This window comes from Paeniglutamicibacter sp. NPDC091659 (assembly GCF_044756805.1).
GTDB lineage: Bacteria > Actinomycetota > Actinomycetes > Actinomycetales > Micrococcaceae > Paeniglutamicibacter.
On record NZ_JBIVTO010000010.1, the window covers coordinates 22,119 to 48,213 of the forward strand.

Genomic DNA, 26,095 nt, shown 5'->3' on the forward strand with positions numbered 1-26,095 from the left:
ATTGGCTACTCGGCACTGCAATTTTCGCTTGCTATCACGCTGTCCCACTGAAGGTTCGCTTACGGGCAGCTCGTAAGGGCGTCAGCCGGCAACCGTCTAGCCGGTACCAGGCAGAGCTATGGGCGACACGAGGATGGGACGACGCTCATTGTCCGGCAAGCTCTCGGTTTCTACCGAAGACGAATGAACTCATTTTCATACCTATTGGGTTCCATGTAGTCGGACACGAACTCCAACTCGAGTCCTTCGTCGTTCCAAAATTGTCGGTATGTACCGTCACGGAACGGATCATGCGCATTGTTGGTGATCACCGAACCTACCTGGACGTAGACCGGCCAGTTTCGGGGTTCGTAAACCGGGAACCCGCCCGCATGGAGGATGGTCCTATTGACGATCAGCACGCTCCTGTCGTCGTTCGGAGCTTCCAAGACGTACGACGGACCCGGTGTGAGGAGGAACATGATGAACGCCAAGTAGGAGAAAACCACACCAACACCAATCCCGGTGAGCCACCCGGCCGTTTTCACGAGGAGGGATAGCCAACGATGACGAATGCCGACGGCGGCCCGCCGGACCAATCCACAGATGCCGGCGGTGAGCGGCACAATGGCCAGAAGCGACAGACAAACTCCCAACGTCATCGAGTTGATGCCAGGCGCGAGATGGATGTAGACGTCCGAGGAATTGAGCTCCAGCAAGAACCAGGCACCGAGCCCGAAACATGACGCCACCAAGAGCCATGCCACGCCGAGCCAGGTCGACGGTCGCGGACGTTCGCCGGGGACGGTCAAACTATCTTGCCCATCAACGGTCAATTCCATGTGTCGCTCCTGCGTAGTCGATCACTGAGTCTATCGGTTGGGCCAGAAGTGCCCCAGTGAGCCTTCCCCTGCCGGACACGGAGTCGTTGTGTAGATGGGTACTGGGAATCGCCCATGTCAGACACCCAGATTGCTGTCCTAGGATAGGACGATGGGCAGGAGTACAGCATTCTTGAAGATCATCGCGGTGATGTGCGGCGCGACAGTGGTCGGCTTCGGCTCCTTGCTGGGAATCGGCGCATTCATCGCCCAGCATCCCCCCGAAGATACTCAGTCGTTTGGCCATGCAATCTACGTTGCATCGCTCAGCCACGAAGACAAGGGACGAATAGTCACGGATGAAATCAAGGAAATTCGCGGTGTCGCCTCTGCCATCATGGACCCCAACGACAAGTACGGCATGAAATTCAAGGTCACGATCAACGAATCGGCAACGAGCGATGCAACACAAAACGATATACGGGACGCATGCGATCTGGCCTACACCCTGTCCAATTCCTTCGATCCACCCGATGTAGTCTGCAGCATCGCCGTGGAAAAGCCGGCCACCCCGTCACTTTAATAACCAAGGGTCATAGCCCCAAGAAGAACAAGGTCCGCCACCTACACGGTTCGGGAGTGGTGAGCGGCCCGCTCATTGCAATTGTCCCATTCAGCGTTCCCGTTGCGGACGGGAAAGCCCTGTCGTCGCCTTGGCGGAAAACGACAGCATGTCATTGGCGCATTGTCTGAGACCACGGGGCTTAGGATGGGGAACATGAACCTGAACCGCATGTCTTGGTGGTGGCTGTCCTAACAGCCGGTTCAATCATGTCCGCGGGCTGTACAGCAGCCCGCGAAGCCTTTCTCTCCGCTATTCGCAGCGCTGTGCAGCCTCCCACGCTCAGATAGAGGAATAGCCATGAATTCATTTGCAACTACACAGCTGCGCTCAACCGAACTAGCGCAGTCCATCGCCGAGGCACCCCAAAACTACCGGGTCCTCACGGGTGAACGCCCAACCGGGCCGCTGCACCTGGGCCACTACTTCGGCAGCATCGTGGAGCGTTTGAGGCTCCAAAGAGCAGGGGTTGAGTCCTTCTTGATCCTTGCCGATTACCAAGTGATCACGGATCGCGATTCGATGCCCCGCGTTCGTGAGTTCGTGTACGGGGCCGTCTTGGACTACTTGTCTGCAGGCATGGACCCGGAACAGACCACGATTTTCACTCATTCGTCAGTGCCCGCCCTGAACCAACTGATACTTCCGTTTCTCAGCCTTGTCACCGAGGCCGAACTGCACCGCAACCCCACGGTGAAAGCGGAATTGGCGGCCTCGGGACGTGCACTCAGTGGACTGCTGCTCACCTACCCCGTGCATCAAGCAGCAGACATTCTGTTCTGCAAGGGGAACTTGGTTCCCGTGGGAAAGGACAACCTGCCCCATATCGAGATGACCCGCGTGATTGCCCGTCGTTTCAACGAACGCTACGACAGGGTTTTCCCCGAGCCAGAGGCGCTGATTACTTCAACACCCGAGGTGCCGGGCCTCGATGGGCGCAAGATGTCCAAGAGCTACGGCAACGCCATTGCGCTGGGTATGTCACCTGATGAAACGGCCCAGGTTATTCGGCGCACCACCACAGACGCGGAACGCAGAATCACCTTCGACCCCCAATCGCGTCCTGGGGTATCGGCGCTCCTTTCCACTGCTGCCCTGTGCATGGGAGAGGCCCCGGAGGAGATCGCAGAAAGGATCGGGGATTCAGGAAGCGGTGCGCTGAAGCAGCTAACAGCTGAGGCCGTCAACGACTTCCTGGCCGGTCATCGAGAACGCCGGTCAGAATTGGCCAGAGACCCCGGATACGTAAGCCAGATCCTCAAACGGGGCAACGAACGAGCCAACCATGAGGCAAACCAAACCCTCGATGAAGTGCGTATGGCCATGGGCACAAACTACTAGAACCCAACAGGTACGCGTAGCTGTTTAGCCCCGAAACGGCCGGGTTGGTTTACTTCTGATTCGCTGCGCAGACGTGAGCCACCCAGGCAGCCGAGGATTGGTCAGTGAGTGACTGCGAACCGTCCCAGTGAAGTTTGCTTCTCGGGCTATCAATGTTGAACATGTGGCTTGAAAACAGCATGGCTCCGCGCTACGGCTACTGACGAACTCGAAAACCCAGAACTGACCGATTACGGCCGCTGGCTTCGCTATCCCATGGACCGCGTGTGGACAGGGCCACGAGAGCAAGCCCGAGCAGGACAATCCAGATATAGCTCCATGACGCCATCATCACCATTCGGAGAATTCCAGTCATGACAACGAAGCTACCGATGGAGAAGAGAAAGCGTGTAACTTTCCAGCTGAACATTCCGTGGTTAGATCGCATCCGACAACACTACGTGAAGAGAGAATTCAACGCAGTTCAAAGCGTCAAAGGCCCGCATCCTGATTCCGGACTCGACGTCAGCCGAGAGACATCTTGTTCCACTCCCACACCAGGTAGGTTCTGTCCCGCTGAGCATTCCGTATGCGGCACAGTCTCCGTTGATGCAGATAGGGTCGGAGCATGTCCATCACCTTTGTTCCAATGGAACCAGCCGACACCGAAGATCTCATTGGCTTCCTGACCACAAACCGGTTCCCGTTCCATGTTCAGGCGACCCCACAGGCTGCCGACATACGGACGAAGATTGAGAACGGCCATTACTGGAACGAAGACACCCAAGGCTATTGGGCAGTGAAAGACCAGCATCATATCGGCATGGCTGCTCTGCAGGATTTGATAGAAGACGACGCACCTCTCTTCGACCTGCGACTGGACGAGGCTCAGCGCGGCAAAGGTTTAGGAGCGGAAGTGCTGCGTGCGCTCTGCGACATGGTTTTCGAGTCAATGCCGAATGTGCTCCGCTTCGAGGGACAAACGCGGGAAGACAACATCGCCATGCGTAAGACTTTCCTCCGCGCAGGTTTCCTCAAGGAAGCGCACTACCGATTAGGATGGCCAACCAACGAAGGCGGGCGCGTCGCCTCCATCGCCTACTCGATCTTGCGCCAAGACTGGGAAAACGGAACCGTGACCCAATTCGAATGGGAAGACCTCAAGATCTAGAACTTCGTCCCATAGGAGGTTCCGCTTGCGGACGCCATCGCACAGTGCAGAGGATTTCTGAGACCAGCACAGTCGGCTTAGAGGAAAACGGCACCCGGTGTCCGAACGAAGCGGGACGGGGGCCAACGCTACACTCGTGTCATGGGTGAAAAAGCGAAAAACGTCGAAGAGTATCTCAATGCGCTCGACCCCGCATACCGAGCAGAACTCGAACGGATCCGCACGCTCGTCAAACAACTCGTGCCGGACACCGAAGAGACCATAAGTTATGGGATGCCGACGCTCAAGTACAAGAACCGGGCACTGGTGTACTTCACCGCATCCAAGAAGCACATGACCTTCTACCCCTCCTCATGGGCGATCGAGGAACTCAGGGACCAGCTCAAGGACTACAAGACCACCGAACACGCGATCCAATTCACGCTGGACACGCCCCTGCCCAGCCGCCTGATCGAAGATCTTGTTCACGTACATGTACGCGAAATTGACGCCAACAGGCAATAAGCCGCTGGCGTCCCACGACCCGGCACCGTGGTCGCAGCAATGACCAATCCGATCTGCGCAGCCACACAGGTCGTGCTTTTCAGGTCGATCCATTGATTGCAAGCAGATCGCTTCGGCCGCTGGCACCGCAGGCAGAAATGCGCCGATCGGTTCATGAATACGACACGTTTGGTCAGAGTACCGCAACGGTGGCACGGCTCCCCCGTGCGCCCGTAGGCATTCAAACCATGGGCAAAATAGCCGCAACTCACGCAGTACTGCTACAGCCGCTTGCCGAGGTCCAATATTCTGCTCGAACGGCATCCCAAACGGGCCGTACTTCGAGTCGCCGTCCCGCAAGAGGTTCCTCTCCAGATCAGTTTCAGTCGGTCACTACTTATCCCTGGCGCTCGGCGTCACTGCGCAAAATGCAGAATTCATTGCCCTCGGGATCGGCAAGGACAACCCATCCCGACCCGTCCGCCCGACGGCAGTCGGCGACTTCGCGGGCGCCCAATTCCAGCAGTCGATCGAGTTCCTCGTCACGGGTGCCTTCAGCGGGTTTCAAGTCCAAGTGCACACGGTTCTTAACCTGTTTGGCGTCCGGAACCTCAATGAACAACAGCCTCCGGGTACCGTCTTCCGAGAAGATCATGCATTCTTCGTCACCGGCTTCGTTCGGGTCCTCAGGGTCTTCGAGGAAACCGAGGACAGCGCCCCAAAACACCGACTGGGCGAAGGCGTCAAGGCTGTCGAAGGTCGTGTGAGAGATTAAAGCCGTCATGGGAACCAGCGTAGTTCGATCCCCAGAAGTCGGTCTAGCATCTCAGAGCTGTTTCGCTCCCCTCACAATTGGCTGTCGGCCCTTCCTCAATAGAACTGCCTGGAACGATTCTTTGGTTCGGATGCAGTCGACTTGAAACCCCACCAAGGTCCGTCTGTCCATTCAGAATGCACACCAATGCGAAGAAAGCTCAGGAACTCTTGAAATTGATTTGACCCACGACGTTGGAGAGCACCAGCGACTGTTTCTCCATGGAGTACGTTATGCGCATCCTGACGAAGGCAATCGTCCACGTGCGGTACTCGGCTGCCGAACCGGTGCAACCATCGGCTGATTGGATCATGGCCGCAGAATCAGGAGTAATGACATCGGCGCCAATGGACACTGGAACGTTGAGAACACCGCAGGGCATCCGAACCACCATGGTCAGTGCCCCATTCATTCGGCCAAACCCCACGTGAAGAAGCATGGAAGCAACCCAGGACAAGTCCTGGCCAGAAGCGCTGCCCTCGGTGGAGATAAAAGCCTTGCACTCGAATCGCCCTGCGGAAACACTCTCGCTGGACGTGGATGCAAGACAGTCAGATGGGGATTGCGTTGAGGAAACCGAACTGGACCCGGGCGGCTGGGCGGTGACCCCGCCACAACCGGCAAGGACTACGGCAAGCACCAAGAAGAGCGGCAAACTCACGCGATTCTTCATGGACCATTTCCCCCTCGTTGTCACCTTGAACCTAGCAGGCGCAAGGAAGGCTAGCCACAGCCCAATAGCGGTTTCTATGGCCGGATGACCGACGCGTTCTGCATGCCGTTCGCTATATAAGAACCTGTTCGTTGTGTACGGTAACCGCTTCGATCACTTGGGTGCATACTGTTCAGTGTTGAGGTTTCTAGGGTGGCTCTCAGACGTGAGAGGCAGCCGCCCGCGCGGAGGGATGCTACCCATGGCGGAGCTGGAACTGATCGGCGTCCCGTTCGACGGGTACGGCCGTCCCGGCAATCTGGCGCGCGCGTCAAGCGCAATGCGAGCGGCAGGCTTCATCGCTGCTTTCGAGATGCACCGCGTGACCGACTCGGGAGATCTCGACCTGCCCGAGCCGGACGCTGACCGAGCCCCAGGTTCCGGGTTAACCAACGAGGGCGCCCTCATCGCCATGACGGATGCACTCAACGAACGGGTATCCCGTGCCATCAGGGGCGGGCACTTTCCCGTGGTCTATGGAGCCGACTGTTCGACGCTGCTCGGCTCGGTCACCGCACTCAGGGACACCGTCGGCAACAGCGGACTCTTGTTCATCGACGGGCACGAAGACACCATGCCGCTCGACGTATCCGAGGACGGGGAAGCCGCAAACGCAGAGATCGGTCTGCTCCTCGGGCTGACCGGTCGCTTTGCCCCAGAGTCGCTCAAAACGAGGCTGCCGGCGATCGAACCGGACGCCCTCGCGATGCTCGGCCCACGGGATAAAGACTGGCGTCGCCAGTTCAACGTGGGCTCGTTGCGGGATCGCGGAATCTGGCAGCAAAGCGTCGAGGAGATCGCCGCAGACCCGTCGGAAGCAGCCCGGCAGGCAGTTGCTCACCTGAGGGCGACCGCAGAGAACTGGTGGCTGCACGTCGACCTCGACGTGCTCAACCCGGACGAGTTCAAGTCTCAGGGCGTGCCTGGCGTCGAGGACGAGCCAGGCGGACTTACCTGGCAGCAACTAACCGACCTCGCCGTGACCGCAGCCGGAATGGATGGATGCCGCGGCTGGAGCGTCGCCATCTACGACCCAGACCAGGACTTGAATCGCAAAGACGCCGCGAGGATCGTACGGTTCGCCCGTGAAATCGGATCCGCGCTTGCCTGAACGTCTTCGATTGCGCCGTTATGTCCCCATCGCTGTCCCACTCAAAGGTCCCATTGCGGCCGCCTGAACCTGACCTTTGAAGCTCGCATCGAGCCAAATGAGCACGGCGGCGAGGTTGGCTTGATGCGAACTTCAATTGGCGGACTACTTGTTCGGGTGCGCAGTTTTCCTTCGGACTGTATAAGTCGCCAGAATGCCCTTGTGGTCCGTCGGCCACGGCGCATCTGCCAGGACGAACGGATCCTTCCCGGATTCAGCAACGCGGCGATTCCGCACAATCGATTCGCGCGGACCCACGACACTTGCATCCGTCAGCTTTAGACGAGCATCTGGATGGTGGAAGACGTAGTCAATTCGGTCTCGCTCATCCGCTTCCGGTGCCCACGTCAGCACGCTAACTGCGGCATGGGGATTGCTCGCTGGCCACGTGAATCCAGGGTGCGTGACGGGGTTGGGGTATTGGCGCCGATAGGCATCCACGTACCCGGCATCCTCAAGCAACTGCGTTGAACCCCACCGCTGAACTACACCGTTGTGGTCGAACAGCCGCGCGGTACGGTTGGTCCAGTCCAGCGTCGAAGGCTCATTGAAGTCGCCTCCGATGATGACCGCACGTCCACGTCGCCGTTCGTTGCGCGCATCCTCGATGAACCGGGCGATCACCTTTGGCCGTCCGGATTCCTCATTGACCCGGGCCACAGCCGCCTCGTCGGTCACTGGACCGCTGGGAATCTTGTTCCAGCCGTACTCGGAATACGCGCCGTTGGGCACGCCCGCCCCATATCCACGAGGCAAATACGTTGCGTACCACCTGTACTGCAGATGAGCTGCGTAGGCAGCGACTTCAACGGAGCCCACAGTCACTACTGCCTTGGTCATGTATGGAAACGCCGTAGCCTCACCGATCGGGTAGGCCGAAATGATTGCGTTGTCCCCGGTGATTTTGTATTGGAAGTTCAGTCCTGACGCGTTGAGCTTGGCCACGATATCCGGCGTTGTCTCGTTGGCTTCCGGGACAAAGACCAGCGTGGCTCCGGAGTTCTTGATGATGTCCGCGATCATGCGAACACCACCGGGGATCTGCTTGCCACCGTGCCAGGCGTTGAGCACCAGGACCTTAAGCGTGGTTTTGGACGGCGACGCCGCAGCGGAGGCGGCTCCCGCCATCGACAACGCCCCTAACGCCGCAGCACCGGTAATTCCTTGGACAACGCTCCGACGTGACACCTGGGTCATTGATTTCCTTCTTCGTGTGGACTTGACCTCACACGTTAGGGGACTTGGGTGAACATGGTCGCCGCCTCCGATGGGCATCAGGCCAACTCAACATGAACGAAAGGCCGCGCCCTCGGAGTCACGCCAAGCTCAAGTCCTGACTTGCCATGCGGTTGTTGCAGCCAGGGCTGCTTCGACTGTCGACGCAGTCGCCGCCTTTGCGTGGTCGTTGTGCTTTGGTGCAGGTGATCAACGGTTGAAGGCCTGGGCGGCTTCTCAAGAACCGTTGGCTTTCTGTGGCCTCGGGATGCCCCGAAGGCGGCCTTCCCTCAGACTCTAATCTGGCCGGTTTCAACCACAGCCACGCCAGATGTTGTTCTGTAGAAGGTTCCTGTTGTGGAGCCAAATTCACCGAGCCGACAAAGTCTGAAAGCGATAGCCTAACGGGCAGTGGAGGCATCTCGACACTGGAGTTTGTCGGTCCGCATTGGTAGCTTTCAACGCATGGCCATCAAACTTGAGAACGTCGGCATCGCCGTTCGCGACTTCGAAGCAGCTATCGCCTTTTTCACCGATCTCGGTCTGACGGTCATCGGCCGTGACACGGTCAGCGGCGAGTGGACCGACACTGCCGTCGGACTTGATGGAAACCACGCCAACATCGCGATGCTCCAGACCCCGGACGGCCATGGACGACTTGAGCTCTTCGAATACATCCACCCTAAAGCGATCGAGTCGAACCCCACTCGTCCCAACGACATCGGCATGCACCGCGTGGCCTTCTCGGTAGATGACATCGACAAGGCCCTCGAGATAGCCGCGAAGCACGGATGCTACCCATTGCGCGGTGTGGCGACCTACGCCGATGTCTACAAACTCACGTACCTCCGCGGTCCCAGCGGAATCCTCGTGATGCTTGCCGAGGAACTGAAGAAGAACTGACACCACGATCGGCTTGTATTGCCAGGCCTTCGGCCGGAAAGGCTGTCCTGTAAGACACCGCCATCCCACCTAAGGCATGTGCGACGATGGCGAATCAGGTCCTTGTGCGCACTCGCTCAACACTTACATTCGCGGGGAGGATTGTGTCCGCGCTGCCAGCGACGACGACATGGATAAACGACTTATTTGTTACTCGGCCATTGGACGGGCGACGACTTCTTCCGAACCGTTGCCTTGGTCACCGTCGTCACCAAAATTGCTACGGCGACAAGGAACGCGATCCCGCTGACCATGTACAGGGGTGCCTCCAGCACGCTTGCGGCCTCGGAGTTCCAATCGGCATAGGTATCGCCTACCGAGTTCATGTTGCCGAACGAAGTGAAGAAGTATGCCGGCGCGCCCAGGGTAAGGATTCCGACCCACAGCGACCCGGTTGCCCAATTCGGCAGTGCGGTTCGGCGCAACATCGTCGTCACGCCCCATGCAAGTGCGAGCAATATGCCCAGCGCAGCGAAGACGAAGCCTGGAATGGCGCTGTATGGCTGGTCCGCTGAATCCATGTCGGCGATCGTCGTATCGAGCGGCACCCCGCTCGCGGCAACCACGGCCCAGTCGTTCATCAGTATTGCCCCGAGAACGGAGTAGCTGACGATCGCAACGATTCCGAGAAGGGTGAGCAGTATGCGCATCATGAAAGCGTAGCAGTCTGCAATTAATTCCCGTATTGTTTGCCACACCCGTCTTGATTCGGAGAAGAATCGGCTCGTGCGAAAATATAAACATGAATAAGTAATTGATATGGCTGTCGATTATTTTCTTCGTAGTCTTTTTCATGCTGATCGGAGCCTGCGGAGGTCTGGCATGGCTCTGGTCCACGGACTACCAATGGTGGGTCGTCGCCCTGATGGCGCTCGGATCCGCTCTGCTTACCGCGATCAGCCTATTCGGGATTTTCGCGCTGGACAGGGGAAAGAAACCCCAGAGGAAGTAGAGCTCCCTGCTTCCGCACCGCCAAGGGGATGGACCCGTATGCCGGGGATGGGGCACAGAGTTTGGCTTTCACCCTGTTGGAATCCCAGCTCTCCGAAGTTGTCTGCATGATCGTCCTCCTGTCGGGCCGATCCAATGTCGCTATCTGGTCGATCAAAGACACGTCTGGCGCCGGACTCGGCAAGAGAGTCAAGCTCGTGGATTTTTGCTTGGCACCACGATACGCGCCACCTGATGATGATCCCTACCGAACATTTCAAGACCAGGGAAACTCTTTCCGCTCACGATTGACTTGTTTCCTCATCGACGGTCCCGCTCGAGGTTCGTCTACGTGCTGCCTCTGTACGCGAAAGGTGGCGGGTAGGGTACCCCACCGGACCCCGCCTCGCTAGGCTTTGCCACTGGAAGGGAGTGCGACATGAACAAACGGACCTACCCACAGGGCGTACCGTGTTGGATCGATACCGAACAACCCGATATCGGGGCTGCAGCCGGGTTTTACGGCGGACTTTTCGGCTGGACGTTCGAGGACGCCATGCCGCCGGGAGCGCCGGGCCGCTACCTGATAGCCAGGCTCGACGGCCAGGACGTCGGAGGCATGGCAGACGCCCGGAAAGGTGCCGCGACATGGAACACCTACATTGCCGTCGACGACGCCGACGCCTCCGCGCAGCGACTGGTCTCTGCCGGCGCCACGATTCAATCGGCTCCCGCCGATGCGGGAGAAGGCGGCCGCGGCGCGGTGCTGACCGATCCGGAGGGCACGGAGTTTCGCATCTGGCAGGCCAATCGGCGCCTGGGATCGCAAGTCGCCAACCTGCCCGGGTCTTGGAACTTCAGCGACCTCCACGCCTCCGACCCCGTCGCGGCGATGGCGTTCTACGGGGAAGCGTTCGGTTGGGAAGTCGATGACCTCGGCTTCGCACTGCTCATCCGCAGGCCCGGCTACGGCGACCACCTTGAGGCGACAACCGATCCCGGCATCAGGGCGCGGCAAGCCGGGGTGGCCACTCCCTCCGGCTTCGAGGACGCGATTGCGTGGATCGCTGACGCAGCCCCCGACGAACCGCCGCACTGGCACGTCTCGTTCACCGTGGCGGACCGGGACCAAACGGTGGCCGACGCCGAGCGGCTCGGCGCCCGCGTCCTCAGCCAGAGCGACAACTATTGGACTCGCACGGCACTGATCCGCGATCCCCAGGGAGCGGAGTTCACCGCCAGCCAGTTCACTCCCCCGTCCGGCTGAGCCGATCCCGCATCCCGCGGCAGCATCGGTCTGCCCGCATCTCTCCCCCGGGCAACGTAGCTCCGGGGCGCCCCCTGCCCGTGCGATTTGCGCTCGGGTAGCATGACGGACATGAGCATCGCGAGCGAACAAGAAGTTCCCTCTGTCCGGCTGTTGCTGCACTTGTCGGTGCCGGCGATCATCGTCGGTGTCATTTCCGCCGCGGGCTTGTTCCTCGTGGACGAGGCGGCCCACCTCGTCGAGGAATTCCTGTGGGTGCTGCTTCCCGGCCTGCTGCACGTCTCCCCCGATTCCGGATGGTGGATCTTCGCCGTCCTGGGCTTCACGGGGTTTGCCATCGGGCTGGTCGTCACGTTCGCGAAGGGCCACGGCGGCAGGGACTCGGCAACCGTGGAACTCATTGCCCCGCCCATGCAGCTTTCCGCGGTCCCGGGGCTCGTTGTCGTGACGGCATTGGGCCTGGGCGCCGGGGTGAGCCTGGGCCCGGAATCGGCCATCATCGCCATCAACACGGCGGTTCTTGTGGCGCTGGTCAACCGATTCTGGCCGCGGATGGGCGCCGAGCTGGTGGTGATGCTTTCCGTGGCGGGAACGATCGGCGCGCTCTTCGGCACCCCGGTGGCCGCGGTCCTTGTCCTGACGGGTGTTGTCGCGGCGGCCAAGTCCGGCGGCGTGCTGTGGGACAGGCTCTTCCTGCCGCTGCTTTCGGCAAGCACCGCCTCGATGGCCATGGTGTTTCTCGGCGGCCAGCTACTGCGGGCGCCGATGGTGCCGCCCGTGGACTCCCCCTTGCTGGCGATGTTGCCCGCCGCGGTTCTGGTGGCGTGCCTCGCGGGCCTCGTCGGGCTTTCGGGATCCGCGCTGTTCCAACCGCTCCATGGCGCTTTCCGTCGCTTGAAAAGACCCCTTCTCTACACCACGCTCGGCGGGCTGGTCCTGGGGGTGCTGGGCGCGTTGGGCGGCCCGCTGACCCTGTTCAAGGGCAGCACCCAGATGGTGGAACTCGTGGGGCGGGCCGGGGAATTCACCGCGTGGCAGCTCGCGTACATCGTTGCCACCAAGCTTGCTGCGCTTCTGGTCGCCGGAACCGCGGGCTTCCGCGGCGGAAGGATCTTCCCCGCGGTGTTCATCGGCGTGGCCGTAGGCCTCATGTGCCACGCGGTCATTCCTCAGGTCCCCCTCGGGTTGGCGATTGCCTGCGGCGCCCTGGGCGCCGTCCTGGCGGTGTGCCGCGACGGGTGGATCGCCCTGTTCATTGCCGTGGTGGTTGCCGGGGACATCAAGCTTCTGCCGTTGCTTTGCTTTGTGGTGCTGCCCGTTTGGCTGTTGGTTGCCCGGGCCCCGGAAATGATTGTGCACGTGCCGGAGAAGCCGGATTCCGGCGGACGCCACGCGCTCTAGATTCTTGGTGCCGTTTGGCGCGTCGGAGGGCATGCAGGGCCGGAGTGGCGATGCAATGCCATCCTTGGACACGGCCGTCCAGCACTCTAAGACATGACGGAAATTTCGATAACTTGACGCTGAGGGAAGTTGGAAACGATGACTGGTGATGCACGTCGGCGACAGCTGGGGGACAACGATGCCCCCGTGGAAGAGGAAATCGAGGAATCATTCGACCGCATGGTCGAGGAGGGAGCCCAACGCCTGGCCCGGTCCTGGACCACGGTTCTGGTCACCGGAACATTCGGCGGGCTGGAAGTCGGCGTCGGCGTGATGGCCTATTTGGCGGTCATGCACGAGACTCAGAACTACCTGCTGGCGGGGTTAGCCTTCGGCATCGGGATGATCGCCCTGCTGTTGGCCAAGAGCGAGTTGTTTACCGAGGGGTTTCTGGTGCCGATCGCCGCGGTGGCAGCCAAGGAAGCCAGCCTCCGCCAGCTTTTCAAGCTGTGGGGCGGGACGCTGGTGATGAACCTCGTTGGCGGGTGGATCTTCATGTGGATCGTGGTGCAGGCATTTCCACAATGGAAGCCCGAGCTGGCATCCGCTGCCCGGTACTTCGTGGAGGCCGGGTTCACCTGGCAGTCTGTCTGTCTGGCCGTGCTGGCCGGCAGCACTATCACGCTCATGACGCGCATGCAGCATGGTACAGACTCGGACGTGGCGAAGATGGCAGTGGCAGTGGCAGACGGGTTCATCCTCGTCGGGCTGCAGCTGTTCCATGCTGTCCTTGATTCGCTACTGATTTTCGGGGCGATCCACGCAGGCGTCCCGGTCGACTACATGGACTGGCTGGGCTGGTTCGGCTACACCCTGTTGTTCAACATCATCGGAGGGTTGCTTCTGGTCACTGCGCTGCGGTTGGTGCGCGACAAGGAGCTGATTCGTGAACGCCGGGACAACGCGCCGGAGGACCCGGAAGCCGTCAGGTGACCGAGACTTGGTAATTCATCGGCTTGCATCTCATGTCCTTGGTTTCCCTCTGGCTTTTCCATTCGTTGAGTTCTTGGAGATGCATGCTTTGGGCTAAACGCTTGCCTGCTGCATCGTCGATGCCGGCGGTTGAATCGCTTCGGGATCACGGGCCATGAAATACGGCGGCATGTCCATCGGGAGCACCAAGCAGGCTGATGGTGCTTCGCTCACCGTCATTGATGCCGCAGGAAACGGCCCTACTTCCGGGACATCAGGCGTCCTGCGCTCAGGGATTCACATTTTTGCCACCGCTGGAACCACCAGCACCGGTCGGTGCTGGTGTGAGGTGAGGTGTGGGGCCACAGCCCCCTTCAGGAGTTCGGAAACATGTGCCCCGAATCTCGCTTCTCTGGTCCCAACAACGAACATGGAGCTGTGGGTCTCCGAAGCCACTCGATTCAGCGCCACCCAAGTTTCACCACCCACGATGCGCAATGTCCACGATGCTGCGCTATCAACCATCAGGGTCTCGAGGTTGGCAAGAATCTCGAGACCATGCGCACTCATCTGTCCCTTGATGTCGCGCGAGGGCAACGAGCGATCGGCCAGATTGACCGTGAGGTTCCAATCGCCCAGGTAGCTGTTGGGCTCAACAAAGACGAATATGATTTCCCGGTTAAGGTCTTCGGCAAGCATTGCGGCTTCGGCAACTACTTCCCGGTGCTGATTGGGAATGACCCCGACGATCAGTGGTCCCCTGCGATCTGTCTCATTCGAGGACATGTCCACCACTCCTTCACCGAAACGACTCCATGCCGTTCCGGTTACAGGATGACCGAGAAAATGATCCTGCGGAAGTAACCTGCACGACCCTTTTTCCAGACAAGAACTGTGATGATGGAATTTTCGCCGCTCCCTCAGAAGTTGCCGCGGGAAAGGCTCAATGGCTTTCTCGAGCCCACCGAAACCAAGTCCAGGGACCAAGGGCAGCATTTCCTGCCATGCAGGTATGCCCCGCTCGCATCGGGATGTGTTTCTTTCTCCCTTTGAGCCACCCGGATTTAAGTGCGGCGATCTACTCATTTGAGTAGGGTCCGAGCCCGCAGGATTGGACGAGTTTATCGGGACGCAATGGGCGACCCCCCATTGTTTTCGATGACGCGCCTGATCCCGGTAACCAACCGCCGGTCGGTGGAATGCTGGCTGCGTGAAGGGCCGTGCCACTGGACCCAGTGCAACACGCCCCTGACATAGACCAACAGGCCCCGGCTCATGGAACCGGGGCCTGTTTTCTCGTCACGCCGCTGAGGGCCGTCCGCCTACAGGTGCGTGGGCGCGAACATCTTCAGCAATGTCTGCACGACCACCACGTTGGGGCCCTCGGCGGCGAAGGCTTCCTCGAGCGCCTCGCGGATGTCGGTGTGGTCCACCAGGCGTGCCGGGACGCCGAAGGACTCGGCCAGTGCGACGAAGTCCGGGCGGGCCAGTTCGGTGGCGGTTGCCTTGCCGAACGCACCGACCATGTATTCGCGCAGGATGCCGTAGCCGCCGTCATCGACGATCAGCCAGGTCACCGGCGCGTTGTGCTGCTTGGCCGTGGCCAGCTCGGCGATCGAGTACATCGAGGATCCGTCGCCGGACACCGCGAGGACGCGTGCGTCGGCGGCCGAGGCGCCCGCGACCTGCAGGCCGAGAGCGCCGCCGATGGCCGAGGGGTATCCGTAGCCGAGTCCGCCGGCACCCTGTGCCGAGTGGAACTGGCCGTCCTTGGAATCCCAGCAGCTCCAGCCCCAGTAGGCGGAGATGGTCATGTCCCAGAACGTCTGCATGGAGGCCGGAACCGCTGCACGGATGTCGGCCATGAACTTGCGTTCCTTGGCCAGGTCCTGCGAGTCGAGGCGTTCGGTGACCTTGGCCAGCGTTTCGGCGACCACCTGCTGCGGGGTTTTGCCGTGCCAGTCGGCCTTCACGCCGCCCTCGACCTTGACGAGGGCATCGCGCAGGTACTCCAGCGCCACCTTGGCGTCGGCCCGGATGCCCAGGGCGGGGCGGTTGGATTCGAGCACGCGCGGTTCCGCGTCGATCTGGATCAGGTGGCCGCGCGGTTCAAGGGTGAAGTAGTTGCTTGTCACCTCGCCCAAGGCAGAGCCGACGACGATGAGCACGTCGGCGTCCTCGAGGACCTCCGTGGCGTGCCGGTCCTCGACCCACGACTGCAGCGAAAGCTCGTGGTTCCAGGGGAAGGCGCCGTTGCCGCCGGGGGAACAAATGACCGGGGCACCCAGCAGCTCGGCGACGGCCAAAAGCTCGGCCTCGGCGCGGGCTCGGCGGACGCCGCCGCCGGCGACGATGACCGGGCGCCGGGCATCGGAAAGCCAGCGCACCGCCTCGTTGACAAGTTCCACCCGCGGCGGGTGTTCGTAGGCCTCGGCCAGCGCGTCGACGACGGGCGGGACCAAGACCGGTGCGAGCAGCACGTCCTGGGGCACCTCGACCCAGACCGGGCCCTGCGGCACGGTGATGGCGTCGGCCCAGGCGTCCTGGATGGCCGACGGGATCCCCGAGGCGTGGTGCACGGTGCGCTGGGACTTGGTGACGTTCGCGGCCGAGGCCTTCTGGTCATCGAGCTGGTGCAGCATGCCCTTGCGTCGGGCGCCCAGTCCGTCCAGCGGAATCTGGCTGGCCACCACGACGATCGGCACGCCGGTTGCGTAGGCTTCCTGCAGGCCGGCGAGCGAGGTCAGCGCGCCGGGACCCGTGGACAGGAAGAGCACGCCCACCTCTCCGGTTGCCCGAGAGTAGCCGTCGGCGGCGAAGGCCGAGTTGTTTTCCACGCGGGAGGAAACGAAGTGCAGGTCCGAACGGGACAAGGCGTCAAAGAGCCCCAGGGCGTGCTGGCCCGGGATGCCGAAGACGGTCTTGGCGCCGAGCGCCTCGAGCGTTTCGATGACGAGGTCGCCGCCGTTGCGGTGGGTCATGTTGGCGGAAATCTCCGAGGTCATTCGCTTTCCTTCTTGTCGCTTGCGCGCTTGTCGGAGATCAGCGAGATCAGGTCGTAGGCGACGTGGGAGGCGGCAACGCCCGTCATTTCGGCGTGGTCGTAGGCTGGTGCGACCTCGACGATGTCCGCGCCCACGATGTTCATTCCGCGCAGGCCGCGGATGATCTCGAGCAACTCGCGGCTGGTGATGCCGCCGGCCTCGGGGGTGCCGGTGCCCGGAGCGTGGGCCGGGTCAAGCACGTCGATGTCCACCGAAATGTAGAGGGGGCGGTTGCCGATGCGGTCGCGGAGCTTGTCCACGATTTCGCGGACGCCCTGGTAGTAGACGTCGGAGCTGGTGACGATGCCGAAGCCGAAGCGCTTGTCGTCCTCGAGGTCCTTCTTGCCGTAGAGCGGGCCACGGGTACCCACGTGGGAGATCGCCTCGGTGTCCAGGATGCCTTCTTCAACGGCGCGGCGGAACGGTGTGCCGTGCGTGTACTCGGCACCGAAATAGGTGTCCCAGGTGTCCAGGTGGGCGTCGAAGTGCAGCATGGCAACAGGTGCCCCGGCGCGTTCGGATGCGGCGCGCAGCAGCGGCAGCGCAATCGTGTGGTCGCCACCCAGGGTCACCAGGGATGAGCCGTCTGCGGTCAGGTCCAGCGCGTTTTGCTGGATGGTTTCGATCGCTTCGTTGATGTTGAACGGGTTCACTGCCATGTCACCGGCGTCGACAACCTGGCTCAGGGCGAAGGGCGAGACGTTCAATGCCGGGTTGTACGGGCGCAGCAGGCGCGAGGATTCGCGGATGTGCGTGGAACCGAATCGGGCGCCCGGGCGGTAGGAGACGCCGGCGTCAAAGGGGACGCCGATTACCTTGATGTCTGCGTTGGGGACCTGGTCGATGCGAGGCAGGCGCGCATATGTGCCGAGTCCGGCGAATCGCGGGATCCTTGAGGCGTCGATGGGCCCCACGTTACCGTTTTCTTCAATGCGGATTTCTTCCATGACTTTCCTCCACGACATCGCGCCCTCGACGGGTACGCCAACGACCTTAAGTTGTCCAATATGAAACAACAGTTGCTCTGTATGCTATTTGTGGTGCGGCTTACAGTCAAGGGCCGGGGTGCAATTGACGAGGTTTTCCTAGGCGAGCATCTCCCGCAGGGCGGCCACATGGCCGACATAGGCAGTGCGCCCGTCACGGGTCAGTGAAACTCGCGTATGACTGCGGCCCAGCTTGGCAAACTTTTCGATGGAGACGTAGCCGGCGTCGGCGAGCTGCCTGACATGCTTGCTGAGCACCGAGTCCGCGACATCCAGTGCATCCCGCAGCTGCGAAAATTCCGCCCATTGAACAGGCGCGAGGCTTGCGCAAATTCGCAGACGGAGAGGGGCGTGGATCAGCTCATCGAACAGGCCGGGGCTAGAAGGGGTGTTCACTGGCGTCCCTAAGGCGACTGTTCGCCTCCGCGTCAAGCAGGCGTGACAGGAGGAACCATGAGAGAGCAAACGTCAGTACCCACTTGACGGAAACCTCCCACCACAGGAGCCCCTCCCAAAAGCGGCTGGCTTGGAATATCAGGGAAAGAAGCAGCGCATAGCCGACATAGGGTCCGGAATGCTTGAGCATTGTGCGCGGCTTGGGCCGCGCACGCATCAACAGGTAGTACCAGGCGCCCATGGGAATTGCCAGCAACAACAGGCTCAGCGACACCGACATGGGCACCACGTGGAACAACGAAAAAAGCGTGGCAACGAGCGCCGCCATTGCGAGGAGGAAGCTCTTGGGCACTTGAGTGGCACCGACCAAGCGTTCGGCGACCCTCTCGGCCTCAGCCAAGGCATCATGGGGACGATAGTGCTCAGGCGTGTCATCAGGCATGCGCAACCTCACTTTCCGTTACGGAAAGCCTTGTCTTTCCAAAGTGGAAAGTCAAGCATCAAGCCATCGAGGGCTTGGCAAACTTCCCAAAGAGTGAACGATCAGCACCATAGACGGCGACCGATAGCCCCACCGACAAGACAATCGCCTTAAGCATGACCTCTTGCGGATTCGATGGCAGGAAGAACACCTGGACCGGCCCGGCCAGGAAAATGAGAACCGCCATCCATGCCACATAGCTGGCTGATACGGGCGGGTCCAGCGCCTCGGCATGCCGTTGCCGCCGAATAATCGTGGCGATCCCGACAATCAAGATCAACCCGGCGAGCGCAATGGCGCCGGGGACGACAAAGGACTTGTGGGCACGCAGGAATGTCAACGCGGTGCCGCAGACGACACCCAAAACCAGGGCCAGCCACCACGGCGCCCAGAGACGTTTAGGTTCGGAAATGGCCAGCGCGGGGTCTTCGGGCAGGGAACTCACAAGCATTGTCCTTCACGGGTGGCGGGCAAGAGATTGAATTCTCCAGTACTCCGCTACAAAAATGGTTGCTTTTCCCACAGGGAATGTCAAAGTGGACAGTGTCACGCAAATCACCAAAATTGTTCCGGCATCGCTAGATCAATTTGATTCGATCAGGAGTAGCGTTCTCACTCGTGAATAAATACGCGAGCTCATCCGATTTGGTGAGGACCACCCCCATCAAGAATAGAACCGCAAGGATTTCCCGGTGGCTCAGCGACACCAAAGTCGGACACGAGGAAGGCCCGACCGCCGAGGCGAAGCCAACCGGTCATCGCTGGTGGCAGGTCATGTGCCTTTCGGGCTTGGACTACTTCTCGACCCTCGGCTACCAGCCAGCCATCGCCGCCCTTGCCGCGGGAGCGTTGGCACCGCTAGCCACCTTGATGCTGGTGGCAGTGACACTCTGCGCCGCGCTTCCGGTGTACCGCAGGGTGGCACAGGAATCCCCGCACGGCCAAGGGTCCATCTCCATGCTCGAGCGCCTGCTCCCGCATTGGAAGGGCAAGCTGTTCGTCCTTGTACTGCTGGGGTTCGCCGCAACGGACTTCATGATCACCATCACGCTCTCTTCGGCGGATGCCACGGCACACATCATCGAAAACCCGCTCACCCCGGAATGGTTCCACGGGCAGCAGGTGGCCATCACCCTGGTATTGATCCTGCTGCTTGGAGGCCTGTTCCTGCGCGGGTTCCACGAGGTCATCTGGTTGGCCGTGACGCTTGTCGCGGTCTATCTGGCGCTTAACGTCGTGGTGATTGCCACGGCATTCGTCTCCCTGGCACAAAACCCCGCGCCGGTCGACCACTGGTGGCTCAACCTCACCGCGGAACACAGCAATCCGTGGATGATGGTCGCCATTGCGCTTTTGGTCTTCCCGAAATTGGCCTTGGGCCTTTCGGGCTTCGAAACCGGCGTGGCCGTCATGCCGCAGATCCGGTCCAATCCGGGCGACACCGAGAAGAAGCCCGCAGGACGCATTGCCGGCGCCAAGAAATTGCTGCTCACCGCGGCACTCACCATGAGCGTCTTCCTGGTTTGCTCGTCGATCGTGACCACCTTGCTGATCCCGGCGCCGGAATTCCAGCCGGGCGGCGCAGCCAACGGCCGCGCCCTGTCCTTCCTGGCCCACGAAATGCTGGGTGAGGGCTTCGGCAGCATCTATGACATCTCGACGATCCTGATCCTGTGGTTCGCCGGCGCATCGGCACTCGCCGGCATGCTCAACCTCATCCCGCGCTACCTGCCGCGTTTCGGCATGGCCCCGGAATGGGCACGCGCCATCCGCCCCTTGGTGCTGGTTCTTATCGGTATCGCCATTGTCATCACCTTGGCGTTCGAAGCCAGCGTCGATGCGCAGGGTGCCGCCTACGCCACCGGTGTGCTGGTCCTCATGGCTTCGGCGGCAGTCGCCGTCACCATCTCCGCCAAGCGCAAGGGGCAACGCTGGCGCACCATCGGCTTTGGAATCACTTCGGTGATCTTCCTCTACACCACGGGGGCCAACGTGGTTGAGCGCCCCGACGGCATCCGCATTGCCGCGCTCTTCATCCTTGGCATCATCGTGGTTTCCTTCTTCTCGCGCTTCCGGCGTTCCACGGAATTGCGTGCCACCTCCGTCACCCTGGACGAGGCCGCCCTGGCGATCGTGAAGTCGGCCGCCGAAGACGACATGGTGCGCATCATTGCCCACGAGCCGGTGCGGCTGTCCGCAGCGCGCTACCGCCACAAGTTGGCCCACGCGCAAATGGCAAGCCACCTGCCCGAGGGTTCACCCGTGATCTTCATCGAGATCAAGATCGCCGATTTCTCCGATTTCTCCCAGGACCTCACGGTCCAGGGCGTCACCCGGCACGGATACCAGATCCTTCAGGCCTCGGCGCCTTCGGTCCCGACCGCCATCGCCGCCACGTGCATCGCCATCAGGGACCAGACCGGAATCATGCCGCACATCTACTTCCGTTGGACGGAAGGTGATCCAGTGCGCAACCTGATGCGCTTCATCTTCCTCGGCCAGGGCGAGATCGCGCCGCTGACCCGCGAAGTCCTGCGCGAAGCGGAGCCTTCCATCAGCAAGCGCCCTTGGGTGCACGTGGGCTAAAGCAGTGCCCTGCGGGCAATCTCGCAGGGCGGCCCGGTGGGGTTACCGCGAGGCCGCGGGCACCAATGTCCAGGTCACCACGGTCTGGTCGTCGGTGGGGTTGATCCAGCTGTGCGGTTCGCGGCCGGGGAAGGTCACGGTGTCCCCCGCATCCAGTTCGAAGCGTTCGTTGGCGAAAATCAGCACGAAGCGCCCGGAAATCACGTGGAGGACTTCCACTTCGCAGTCCACCGCATACAGTTCCTTTTCGCCCTCGCCCCGCGGCTCTATGACCGCGCGAATCACCTGGAGGCGTCGCTCCGAGCGCGCGGTGACAAGCTGCTCGACGATTCCCTCGCCACCCAGCGAAATGCGCGGAGCCTCGGCCAGCCTGACCACATGGGTGTCAGGCTGGGCGAACAGCTCCCCCACGTCAAGTGACAGAACCTGGCACAGGGTGACGAGCGATGCCACCGAGGGGCTGGTCAGGTCGCGTTCGACGCGTGAGAGAAACCCCTTGGTGAGCCCCGTCGATTCGGCTACCTGGTCGATGGTCAGTCGCTGTGCCTGACGGACGCTGCGAAGTCGGGATCCAATGGCCAAGGCCGCATTGCTTGGCTCAACGGGCAAGGCTTTCATGGGCTCGATACTCCAGGCTGCTCAGAAAAAAGTCGGGTTTACATAGCTTAGGGCAATTGACGTGTAAGTCAGCTCACATTAGCCTAGGAGACAACAAAAGTTTACTTGCAGGCACCAATCTTGTTGCCCGCATCGTTCTCCCCAAAGGTTCACTCCCATGGAAATCATCAATGGCACTATCGTGGCCGTCTATCTGGCGGCCATGCTCGCCTTTGGCTGGTGGGGCAAGTCCCGCACCAAGAACAGCAGCGACTACCTCGTTGCCGGCCGCCGCCTCGGCCCGTTCCTCTACACCGGAACCATGGCGGCCGTTGTCCTCGGCGGCGCCTCCACCGTCGGCGGCGTGGGACTTGGCTACAAATTCGGTGTCTCCGGCATGTGGCTGGTGGTCGCCATCGGCGTCGGCGTCATCCTGCTTTCACTTGTCTTCGCCCCGACGCTTCAGCGCTTGAAGGTCTTCACCGTCTCGCAGATGCTGACGCTTCGCTACGGCAGCAAGTCGGCGACCAACACCTCGGGCATCGTCATGCTTGCCTACACGCTGATGCTCTGCGCGACCTCCACCAGCGCCTACGCAACCATCTTCGTCGTGCTCTTCGGCTGGGAAAAGTGGATGGCCATCGCCATCGGCGGCATCATCGTTGTCATCTACTCCACCATCGGCGGCATGTGGTCGATCACCCTGGCCGACCAGGTGCAGTTTGTCATCAAGACCGTCGGCATCTTCTTCCTGATGCTCCCGTTTGCCTTGAACGCCGCTGGCGGCATGGGCGGCATCCGTGAACGTGTCGGCGCCGAGTTCTTCACTTGGGACGGCATTGGCGTGCAGACCATCATCACCTACTTCGTGGTCTACACCCTCGGCCTGCTGATCGGCCAGGACATCTGGCAGCGCGTCTTCACCGCGAAGACCCCGAAGGTCGCCCGCTGGGGCGGCACCACAGCCGGCATCTACTGCGTGCTCTACGGCGCCGCCGGCGCCATCATCGGCCTGGCCGCCCGCGTGGCGCTGCCGGACATCGATGTCGTCAACCTCGGCAAGGACGTTGTCTACGCCGAGGTCGCAACCCAGCTTCTGCCGGTGGCAGTCGGCGGTCTGGTCCTCGCAGCGGCAGTTGCCGCCATGATGTCCACCGCATCGGGTGCACTGATCGCCGCGGCAACCGTTGCCCGCACCGACGTCACCCCGTTCGTCGCCGGCTGGTTCGGCAAGGAAATCCGGGTCAACTCGAACGAGAACCCCGAGCACGACGTGCGCGCCAACCGCATCTGGGTATTGATCCTGGGCCTCGTGGCCATCCTCCTGGCCATCATGGTCTCCGACGTGGTCGCGGCCCTAACCATCGCCTACGACATCCTTGTCGGCGGCCTGCTGGTGGCAATCATCGGCGGCCTGATGTGGAAGCGCGGCAACGGCATTGGCGCAGCAGCGTCGATGGCAGCCGGAACCGTCGTCACGCTGGGCACCATGATCGTCCTGGAAATCCAGGCCGAGAACCGCTTTGACGGAATCTACGCCAACGAACCGATCTACTACGGCCTGATCGCCTCGGCCATCGTTTACGTTGTCGTTTCACTTGCCACGCGGCCCACCGCGACCGCAGTCATCGACGGCTGGAACTCCCGCGTCGCCGGCGAAGGCGACGTCGAGGGCATCGAAGTCGAGTCAATCGCAAAGTAGCCCCTCCGGGCGCTCGAACGGGCCCTGCCGGATACGCGTCCTTGGATGCATATTCGGCGGGGCCCGTTGTCATGCAAGGGGCGTTGCGCACCTAGCCAGTGGGGCATTCCCGCTCCTAGGCTATTGCCCATGGACGATCTGAAAAACCACCTGCTCACGTACCTCAACGCTTCCCGCGAAGCCGTGCTGTGGAAGGCCGAGGGACTGGGCGACTACGACCTGACCCGGCCCCTGATGCCCAGCGGAACCAACATCCTGGGCCTCATCCAGCACCTGGCCTGCGTGGAACTCGGGTACTTCGTGGAATGCCCCGGACAGACCGTCGAACATCCGCGCTTCATTGCCTTGAGCCAGAGCGAGGACTCCGACTACGACATGTGGGTTCCGGCGGACGTCCCCAGCGCGGACATCCTCGATTTCTACCGCAGCGCCATCGACTCGGCCAACCGGAACATCGAGGCATTGCCGCTCGATGCCCCGGCAACGGTCCCGTGGTGGGCAGCGGAGAAACGGAACACCACGATCGGCCGACTGCTCATCCACATGAACGTGGAGACCGCCCGCCATGCCGGTCACATCGACATCGTGCGCGAACTCATTGACGGCAGCTCCGGGGATCGTCGCATTTCCCCCAATTTGCCCGATTATGACGCGAAAGCGTGGACTGATTTGTACCAAAAAATTCAGCTCGCGGCCGAGTCGCGATAGTGTGGTGACCAGCTTCACGAGATGCGGCGCCAAGCTCCGACTGGCCGCGCACCAACCCCAGGTTCATGGGTGGTTCGGATGAAGAAGCGGCCGGTGCCACAAGGCGGCGGCAAGAGCTAGTGAAAGGCCGGCCGCTGCCGCCATGGAACACTCCGTCCCCGTACTTCCCCTCTTTGACCTCCACCGCGCCGTCATCGACTTGAACCTGCACGGTTCCTGGCGCAGCTTCCATGTCGACGACGCGCCCGCCGTCTCCCGCGCACTGGCCGACGCCGTTGCAGCCCCGCGTTGGGACGCGGCGTCGTCGAGTTTGTTGATCCGAACCCCGGTCACCGGAAACACCGCAGGCCGGACACACATTTTTAGCCTCGTCGAATTCTCTGAAGCCCGCCCGAAGGCTAAAGTTGTTCGCTGAAGGGGAGTAGTTCCGAGTCCACCATTCACGGTGGCGGCGGTGCGTCGACATACTGGCCGCAAAGTTGCGGCCCGGCAAACCACCTCGCGGAAATCCGGCGGATTTCTTTGAGGCGAACGAGACCTTCGGCCCACCACGGTGGCCCGAGGTTCAACGCACCCAAAAACTTTGCTTGTTCCTCCCCATCGCATGGCCTCACCCGCCATGGACACCGACCGAGGACGAGACATGACGCCACAAGCGCCAACCCCCACTCACGCCCAAATCAAACGCTGGCGCAAGTATCTGGCCGACGAAATCGCCGAGGGCGCGGTCTACCGCGAACTTGCCAACAAGCGCACCGGCGAGGAACGCGCCATCCTGCTGGGCCTGGCCGACGCCGAAACCCGCCACGAGGAACACTGGCGCAACCTGCTCGGCGACCACGCGGAGAAGGCCACCCGTCCCACGCTGCGCCGCACGATGCTGCGTGTCCTGGCCCGCCACTTCGGTTCCGTCTTTGTGCTGGCACTGGCCCAGCGAGCCGAGGGCGACTCCCCCTACGCCGCGGACACCGACGCCACCCGCCAAATGGCCGCCGACGAGCTGGTCCACGAGGAGGTCGTGCGCGGCCTGGCAACGCGCGGGCGCAACAGGCTTTCGGGCAACTTCCGTGCCGCGGTGTTCGGCGCGAACGACGGCCTGGTCTCCAACCTCGCCCTGGTCATGGGCATCGGCGCCACGGGCGTGGCCAGCTCCCTGGTGCTCTTCTCCGGCATTGCCGGCCTCCTGGCCGGCGCCTTGTCGATGGCCGCCGGCGAATTCGTCTCCGTGCGTTCCCAACGCGAGCTGCTCTCCGCTTCCAAGCCCACGCAGATCACCCTGTCCGCAGCCCCGGACCTCGACCTCGACGCCAACGAGCTGGTGCTGGTCTACAAGGCCCGCGGCATGAGCGACGAGGACGCCGCGCACCGCGCGGCCGAACGCATGGGCCTGTACTCCTGCGACTGCAACCCCACGCTCTCCCTGTGGCCCGAACGCGAAGTGGAGGAAGAGGAAATCGAACACGAGGAAATCGGTTCGGCCGTGGGCGCCGCATCGTCGTCCTTCTGCTTCTTCGCCTCCGGCGCCGTCATCCCGATCCTGCCCTTCATCTTCGGCATGAGCGGCACCCCCGCCATCATGCTCTCCGCCGTGCTGGTCGGCATCGCGCTGCTCGTCACCGGCGGAGTCGTCGGGTTGCTCTCCGGAGCCTCCCCGACCAAGCGCGGCCTGCGCCAGCTGGCCATCGGCCTGGGCGCGGCGGGAATCACCTACGCGCTCGGCCTGCTCTTCGGCGGCACCGTCGCCTGACGCCAGGCGCAGCAATGAAACTGGCCGGCGGCCCCGTGAAAACGGGCCTGCCGGCCATTTTCATGTCCGG

At 61.6% G+C, this 26,095-nt stretch carries 27 protein-coding genes and 1 riboswitch; of the genes, 14 read left to right on the forward strand and 13 right to left on the reverse strand.

Annotation, left to right across the window (positions count from 1 at the left end; genetic code table 11):
- Positions 1-170 precede the first annotated feature (170 nt).
- Positions 171-821 carry an OadG family protein gene (locus ACIQLF_RS16765; protein ID WP_400300837.1) on the reverse strand — a complete coding sequence of 217 codons (651 nt, stop codon included), beginning with the start codon at positions 819-821 and terminating at the stop codon, positions 171-173.
- Between the two features lie 172 nt (positions 822-993).
- Between ACIQLF_RS16765 and ACIQLF_RS16770 the strand changes: the two genes are divergently transcribed.
- The 4 genes from ACIQLF_RS16770 to ACIQLF_RS16785 all read left to right on the forward strand — a co-directional run bounded on the left by ACIQLF_RS16770 (position 994) and on the right by ACIQLF_RS16785 (position 4,417).
- Entirely contained in the window at positions 994-1,383 is a 390-nt protein-coding gene (locus ACIQLF_RS16770) for a hypothetical protein (RefSeq protein ID WP_400300840.1), read from the forward strand.
- 339 nt (positions 1,384-1,722) lie between these two features.
- Positions 1,723-2,763 (forward strand): tryptophan--tRNA ligase, encoded by a 1,041-nt coding sequence (gene trpS, locus ACIQLF_RS16775; protein ID WP_400300843.1) that lies wholly within the window; start codon positions 1,723-1,725, stop codon positions 2,761-2,763.
- 607 nt (positions 2,764-3,370) lie between these two features.
- Positions 3,371-3,913, forward strand: coding sequence for a GNAT family N-acetyltransferase (locus tag ACIQLF_RS16780; RefSeq protein ID WP_400300845.1), 543 nt, complete (start codon positions 3,371-3,373; stop codon positions 3,911-3,913).
- Positions 3,914-4,054: 141 nt separating this feature from the next.
- Entirely contained in the window at positions 4,055-4,417 is a 363-nt protein-coding gene (locus tag ACIQLF_RS16785; RefSeq protein ID WP_400300848.1) for an iron chaperone, read from the forward strand.
- Here the strand turns inward: ACIQLF_RS16785 and ACIQLF_RS16790 are convergent.
- The 3 genes from ACIQLF_RS16790 to ACIQLF_RS16800 all read right to left on the reverse strand — a co-directional run bounded on the left by ACIQLF_RS16790 (position 4,378) and on the right by ACIQLF_RS16800 (position 5,883).
- Positions 4,378-4,668, reverse strand: coding sequence for a zinc finger domain-containing protein (locus ACIQLF_RS16790; RefSeq protein ID WP_400300851.1), 291 nt, complete (start codon positions 4,666-4,668; stop codon positions 4,378-4,380). The genes ACIQLF_RS16785 and ACIQLF_RS16790 overlap by 40 nt on opposite strands.
- 125 nt (positions 4,669-4,793) lie before the next feature.
- Complete coding sequence (locus tag ACIQLF_RS16795; protein ID WP_400300853.1) at positions 4,794-5,180, reverse strand: VOC family protein; 387 nt, start codon at positions 5,178-5,180, stop codon at positions 4,794-4,796.
- A 190-nt stretch (positions 5,181-5,370) separates the two neighbouring features.
- Positions 5,371-5,883, reverse strand: coding sequence for a hypothetical protein (locus tag ACIQLF_RS16800; protein WP_400300855.1), 513 nt, complete (start codon positions 5,881-5,883; stop codon positions 5,371-5,373).
- Positions 5,884-6,124: 241 nt separating this feature from the next.
- Here ACIQLF_RS16800 and ACIQLF_RS16805 point away from each other — a divergent pair, with 241 nt between their 5' ends.
- Entirely contained in the window at positions 6,125-7,033 is a 909-nt protein-coding gene (locus ACIQLF_RS16805; RefSeq protein ID WP_400300858.1) for an arginase family protein, read from the forward strand.
- Positions 7,034-7,177: 144 nt separating this feature from the next.
- Here ACIQLF_RS16805 and ACIQLF_RS16810 read toward each other — a convergent pair whose 3' ends face one another.
- Complete coding sequence (locus tag ACIQLF_RS16810; protein ID WP_400300860.1) at positions 7,178-8,269, reverse strand: endonuclease/exonuclease/phosphatase family protein; 1,092 nt, start codon at positions 8,267-8,269, stop codon at positions 7,178-7,180.
- 483 nt (positions 8,270-8,752) lie between these two features.
- On the opposite strand from ACIQLF_RS16810, the gene ACIQLF_RS16815 reads away from it, so the two are divergent.
- Positions 8,753-9,190 carry a VOC family protein gene (locus ACIQLF_RS16815; protein WP_400300862.1) on the forward strand — a complete coding sequence of 146 codons (438 nt, stop codon included), beginning with the start codon at positions 8,753-8,755 and terminating at the stop codon, positions 9,188-9,190.
- 182 nt (positions 9,191-9,372) lie between these two features.
- On the opposite strand, the gene ACIQLF_RS16820 is transcribed toward ACIQLF_RS16815, so the two are convergent.
- Positions 9,373-9,882, reverse strand: a complete 510-nt coding sequence (locus ACIQLF_RS16820) for a hypothetical protein (protein WP_400300864.1) — start codon at positions 9,880-9,882, stop codon at positions 9,373-9,375.
- A gap of 716 nt (positions 9,883-10,598) precedes the next feature.
- Here ACIQLF_RS16820 and ACIQLF_RS16825 point away from each other — a divergent pair.
- The 3 genes from ACIQLF_RS16825 to ACIQLF_RS16835 all read left to right on the forward strand — a co-directional run bounded on the left by ACIQLF_RS16825 (position 10,599) and on the right by ACIQLF_RS16835 (position 13,799).
- Positions 10,599-11,426, forward strand: a complete 828-nt coding sequence (locus tag ACIQLF_RS16825; RefSeq protein WP_400300866.1) for a VOC family protein — start codon at positions 10,599-10,601, stop codon at positions 11,424-11,426.
- Positions 11,427-11,537: 111 nt separating this feature from the next.
- Entirely contained in the window at positions 11,538-12,827 is a 1,290-nt protein-coding gene (locus tag ACIQLF_RS16830) for an ion channel protein (RefSeq protein WP_400300868.1), read from the forward strand.
- Between the two features lie 138 nt (positions 12,828-12,965).
- Complete coding sequence (locus ACIQLF_RS16835; RefSeq protein WP_400300871.1) at positions 12,966-13,799, forward strand: formate/nitrite transporter family protein; 834 nt, start codon at positions 12,966-12,968, stop codon at positions 13,797-13,799.
- 276 nt (positions 13,800-14,075) lie between these two features.
- Here ACIQLF_RS16835 and ACIQLF_RS16840 read toward each other — a convergent pair whose 3' ends face one another.
- The 6 genes from ACIQLF_RS16840 to ACIQLF_RS16865 all read right to left on the reverse strand — a co-directional run bounded on the left by ACIQLF_RS16840 (position 14,076) and on the right by ACIQLF_RS16865 (position 19,130).
- Positions 14,076-14,564 carry a universal stress protein gene (locus ACIQLF_RS16840; protein ID WP_400300874.1) on the reverse strand — a complete coding sequence of 163 codons (489 nt, stop codon included), beginning with the start codon at positions 14,562-14,564 and terminating at the stop codon, positions 14,076-14,078.
- Between the two features lie 536 nt (positions 14,565-15,100).
- Complete coding sequence (locus ACIQLF_RS16845; RefSeq protein WP_400300877.1) at positions 15,101-16,783, reverse strand: thiamine pyrophosphate-binding protein; 1,683 nt, start codon at positions 16,781-16,783, stop codon at positions 15,101-15,103.
- Positions 16,780-17,769, reverse strand: coding sequence for an agmatinase (gene speB / locus ACIQLF_RS16850; RefSeq protein WP_400300880.1), 990 nt, complete (start codon positions 17,767-17,769; stop codon positions 16,780-16,782). The genes ACIQLF_RS16845 and speB overlap by 4 nt, the downstream gene beginning before the upstream one ends.
- A gap of 138 nt (positions 17,770-17,907) precedes the next feature.
- Positions 17,908-18,204 carry a transcriptional regulator gene (locus ACIQLF_RS16855; RefSeq protein WP_400300883.1) on the reverse strand — a complete coding sequence of 99 codons (297 nt, stop codon included), beginning with the start codon at positions 18,202-18,204 and terminating at the stop codon, positions 17,908-17,910.
- Positions 18,188-18,646 (reverse strand): hypothetical protein, encoded by a 459-nt coding sequence (locus tag ACIQLF_RS16860; protein ID WP_400300886.1) that lies wholly within the window; start codon positions 18,644-18,646, stop codon positions 18,188-18,190. The genes ACIQLF_RS16855 and ACIQLF_RS16860 overlap by 17 nt, the downstream gene beginning before the upstream one ends.
- A gap of 58 nt (positions 18,647-18,704) precedes the next feature.
- Positions 18,705-19,130, reverse strand: coding sequence for a hypothetical protein (locus tag ACIQLF_RS16865; RefSeq protein ID WP_400300889.1), 426 nt, complete (start codon positions 19,128-19,130; stop codon positions 18,705-18,707).
- Between the two features lie 329 nt (positions 19,131-19,459).
- On the opposite strand from ACIQLF_RS16865, the gene ACIQLF_RS16870 reads away from it, so the two are divergent.
- Complete coding sequence (locus ACIQLF_RS16870) at positions 19,460-21,271, forward strand: amino acid transporter (protein WP_400301177.1); 1,812 nt, start codon at positions 19,460-19,462, stop codon at positions 21,269-21,271.
- A gap of 42 nt (positions 21,272-21,313) precedes the next feature.
- On the opposite strand, the gene ACIQLF_RS16875 is transcribed toward ACIQLF_RS16870, so the two are convergent.
- A complete protein-coding gene (locus ACIQLF_RS16875; RefSeq protein WP_400300891.1) occupies positions 21,314-21,889 on the reverse strand; it encodes a cupin domain-containing protein in 576 nt (191 codons plus the stop codon).
- A 157-nt stretch (positions 21,890-22,046) separates the two neighbouring features.
- Between ACIQLF_RS16875 and ACIQLF_RS16880 the strand changes: the two genes are divergently transcribed.
- The 4 genes from ACIQLF_RS16880 (at position 22,047) to ACIQLF_RS16895 (ending at position 26,025) form a co-directional block, all read left to right on the forward strand.
- Positions 22,047-23,570, forward strand: a complete 1,524-nt coding sequence (locus ACIQLF_RS16880) for a sodium:solute symporter (RefSeq protein WP_400300893.1) — start codon at positions 22,047-22,049, stop codon at positions 23,568-23,570.
- 129 nt (positions 23,571-23,699) lie between these two features.
- Positions 23,700-24,278, forward strand: coding sequence for a DinB family protein (locus tag ACIQLF_RS16885; protein WP_400300895.1), 579 nt, complete (start codon positions 23,700-23,702; stop codon positions 24,276-24,278).
- Positions 24,279-24,290: 12 nt separating this feature from the next.
- Positions 24,291-24,400, forward strand: a riboswitch (SAM riboswitch).
- A 20-nt stretch (positions 24,401-24,420) separates the two neighbouring features.
- Complete coding sequence (locus ACIQLF_RS16890) at positions 24,421-24,693, forward strand: hypothetical protein (protein ID WP_400300898.1); 273 nt, start codon at positions 24,421-24,423, stop codon at positions 24,691-24,693.
- Between the two features lie 228 nt (positions 24,694-24,921).
- The gene (locus ACIQLF_RS16895; RefSeq protein WP_400300901.1) at positions 24,922-26,025 is read left to right on the forward strand and encodes a VIT1/CCC1 transporter family protein; all 1,104 of its coding nucleotides are present in this window, start codon (positions 24,922-24,924) and stop codon (positions 26,023-26,025) included.
- Positions 26,026-26,095: the final 70 nt, after the last annotated feature.

Bases quoted from the DNA above. Each gene is read 5' to 3' on its own strand.
- ACIQLF_RS16795 (WP_400300853.1), bottom strand. From the start codon at position 5,180: ATGACGGCTTTAATCTCTCACACGACCTTCGACAGCCTTGACGCCTTC.
- ACIQLF_RS16765 (WP_400300837.1), bottom strand. From the start codon at position 821: ATGGAATTGACCGTTGATGGGCAAGATAGTTTGACCGTCCCCGGCGAA.
- ACIQLF_RS16830 (WP_400300868.1), top strand. From the start codon at position 11,538: ATGAGCATCGCGAGCGAACAAGAAGTTCCCTCTGTCCGGCTGTTGCTG.
- ACIQLF_RS16785 (WP_400300848.1), top strand. From the start codon at position 4,055: ATGGGTGAAAAAGCGAAAAACGTCGAAGAGTATCTCAATGCGCTCGAC.
- ACIQLF_RS16800 (WP_400300855.1), bottom strand. From the start codon at position 5,883: ATGAAGAATCGCGTGAGTTTGCCGCTCTTCTTGGTGCTTGCCGTAGTC.
- ACIQLF_RS16805 (WP_400300858.1), top strand. From the start codon at position 6,125: ATGGCGGAGCTGGAACTGATCGGCGTCCCGTTCGACGGGTACGGCCGT.
- ACIQLF_RS16780 (WP_400300845.1), top strand. From the start codon at position 3,371: ATGTCCATCACCTTTGTTCCAATGGAACCAGCCGACACCGAAGATCTC.
- ACIQLF_RS16885 (WP_400300895.1), top strand. From the start codon at position 23,700: ATGGACGATCTGAAAAACCACCTGCTCACGTACCTCAACGCTTCCCGC.
- ACIQLF_RS16880 (WP_400300893.1), top strand. From the start codon at position 22,047: ATGGAAATCATCAATGGCACTATCGTGGCCGTCTATCTGGCGGCCATG.
- ACIQLF_RS16870 (WP_400301177.1), top strand. From the start codon at position 19,460: ATGTGCCTTTCGGGCTTGGACTACTTCTCGACCCTCGGCTACCAGCCA.
- ACIQLF_RS16820 (WP_400300864.1), bottom strand. From the start codon at position 9,882: ATGATGCGCATACTGCTCACCCTTCTCGGAATCGTTGCGATCGTCAGC.
- ACIQLF_RS16835 (WP_400300871.1), top strand. From the start codon at position 12,966: ATGACTGGTGATGCACGTCGGCGACAGCTGGGGGACAACGATGCCCCC.
- ACIQLF_RS16860 (WP_400300886.1), bottom strand. From the start codon at position 18,646: ATGCCTGATGACACGCCTGAGCACTATCGTCCCCATGATGCCTTGGCT.
- ACIQLF_RS16890 (WP_400300898.1), top strand. From the start codon at position 24,421: ATGGAACACTCCGTCCCCGTACTTCCCCTCTTTGACCTCCACCGCGCC.
- ACIQLF_RS16875 (WP_400300891.1), bottom strand. From the start codon at position 21,889: ATGAAAGCCTTGCCCGTTGAGCCAAGCAATGCGGCCTTGGCCATTGGA.
- ACIQLF_RS16840 (WP_400300874.1), bottom strand. From the start codon at position 14,564: ATGTCCTCGAATGAGACAGATCGCAGGGGACCACTGATCGTCGGGGTC.
- ACIQLF_RS16825 (WP_400300866.1), top strand. From the start codon at position 10,599: ATGAACAAACGGACCTACCCACAGGGCGTACCGTGTTGGATCGATACC.
- ACIQLF_RS16845 (WP_400300877.1), bottom strand. From the start codon at position 16,783: ATGACCTCGGAGATTTCCGCCAACATGACCCACCGCAACGGCGGCGAC.
- ACIQLF_RS16895 (WP_400300901.1), top strand. From the start codon at position 24,922: ATGACGCCACAAGCGCCAACCCCCACTCACGCCCAAATCAAACGCTGG.
- ACIQLF_RS16810 (WP_400300860.1), bottom strand. From the start codon at position 8,269: ATGACCCAGGTGTCACGTCGGAGCGTTGTCCAAGGAATTACCGGTGCT.
- ACIQLF_RS16815 (WP_400300862.1), top strand. From the start codon at position 8,753: ATGGCCATCAAACTTGAGAACGTCGGCATCGCCGTTCGCGACTTCGAA.
- speB (WP_400300880.1), bottom strand. From the start codon at position 17,769: ATGGAAGAAATCCGCATTGAAGAAAACGGTAACGTGGGGCCCATCGAC.
- trpS (WP_400300843.1), top strand. From the start codon at position 1,723: ATGAATTCATTTGCAACTACACAGCTGCGCTCAACCGAACTAGCGCAG.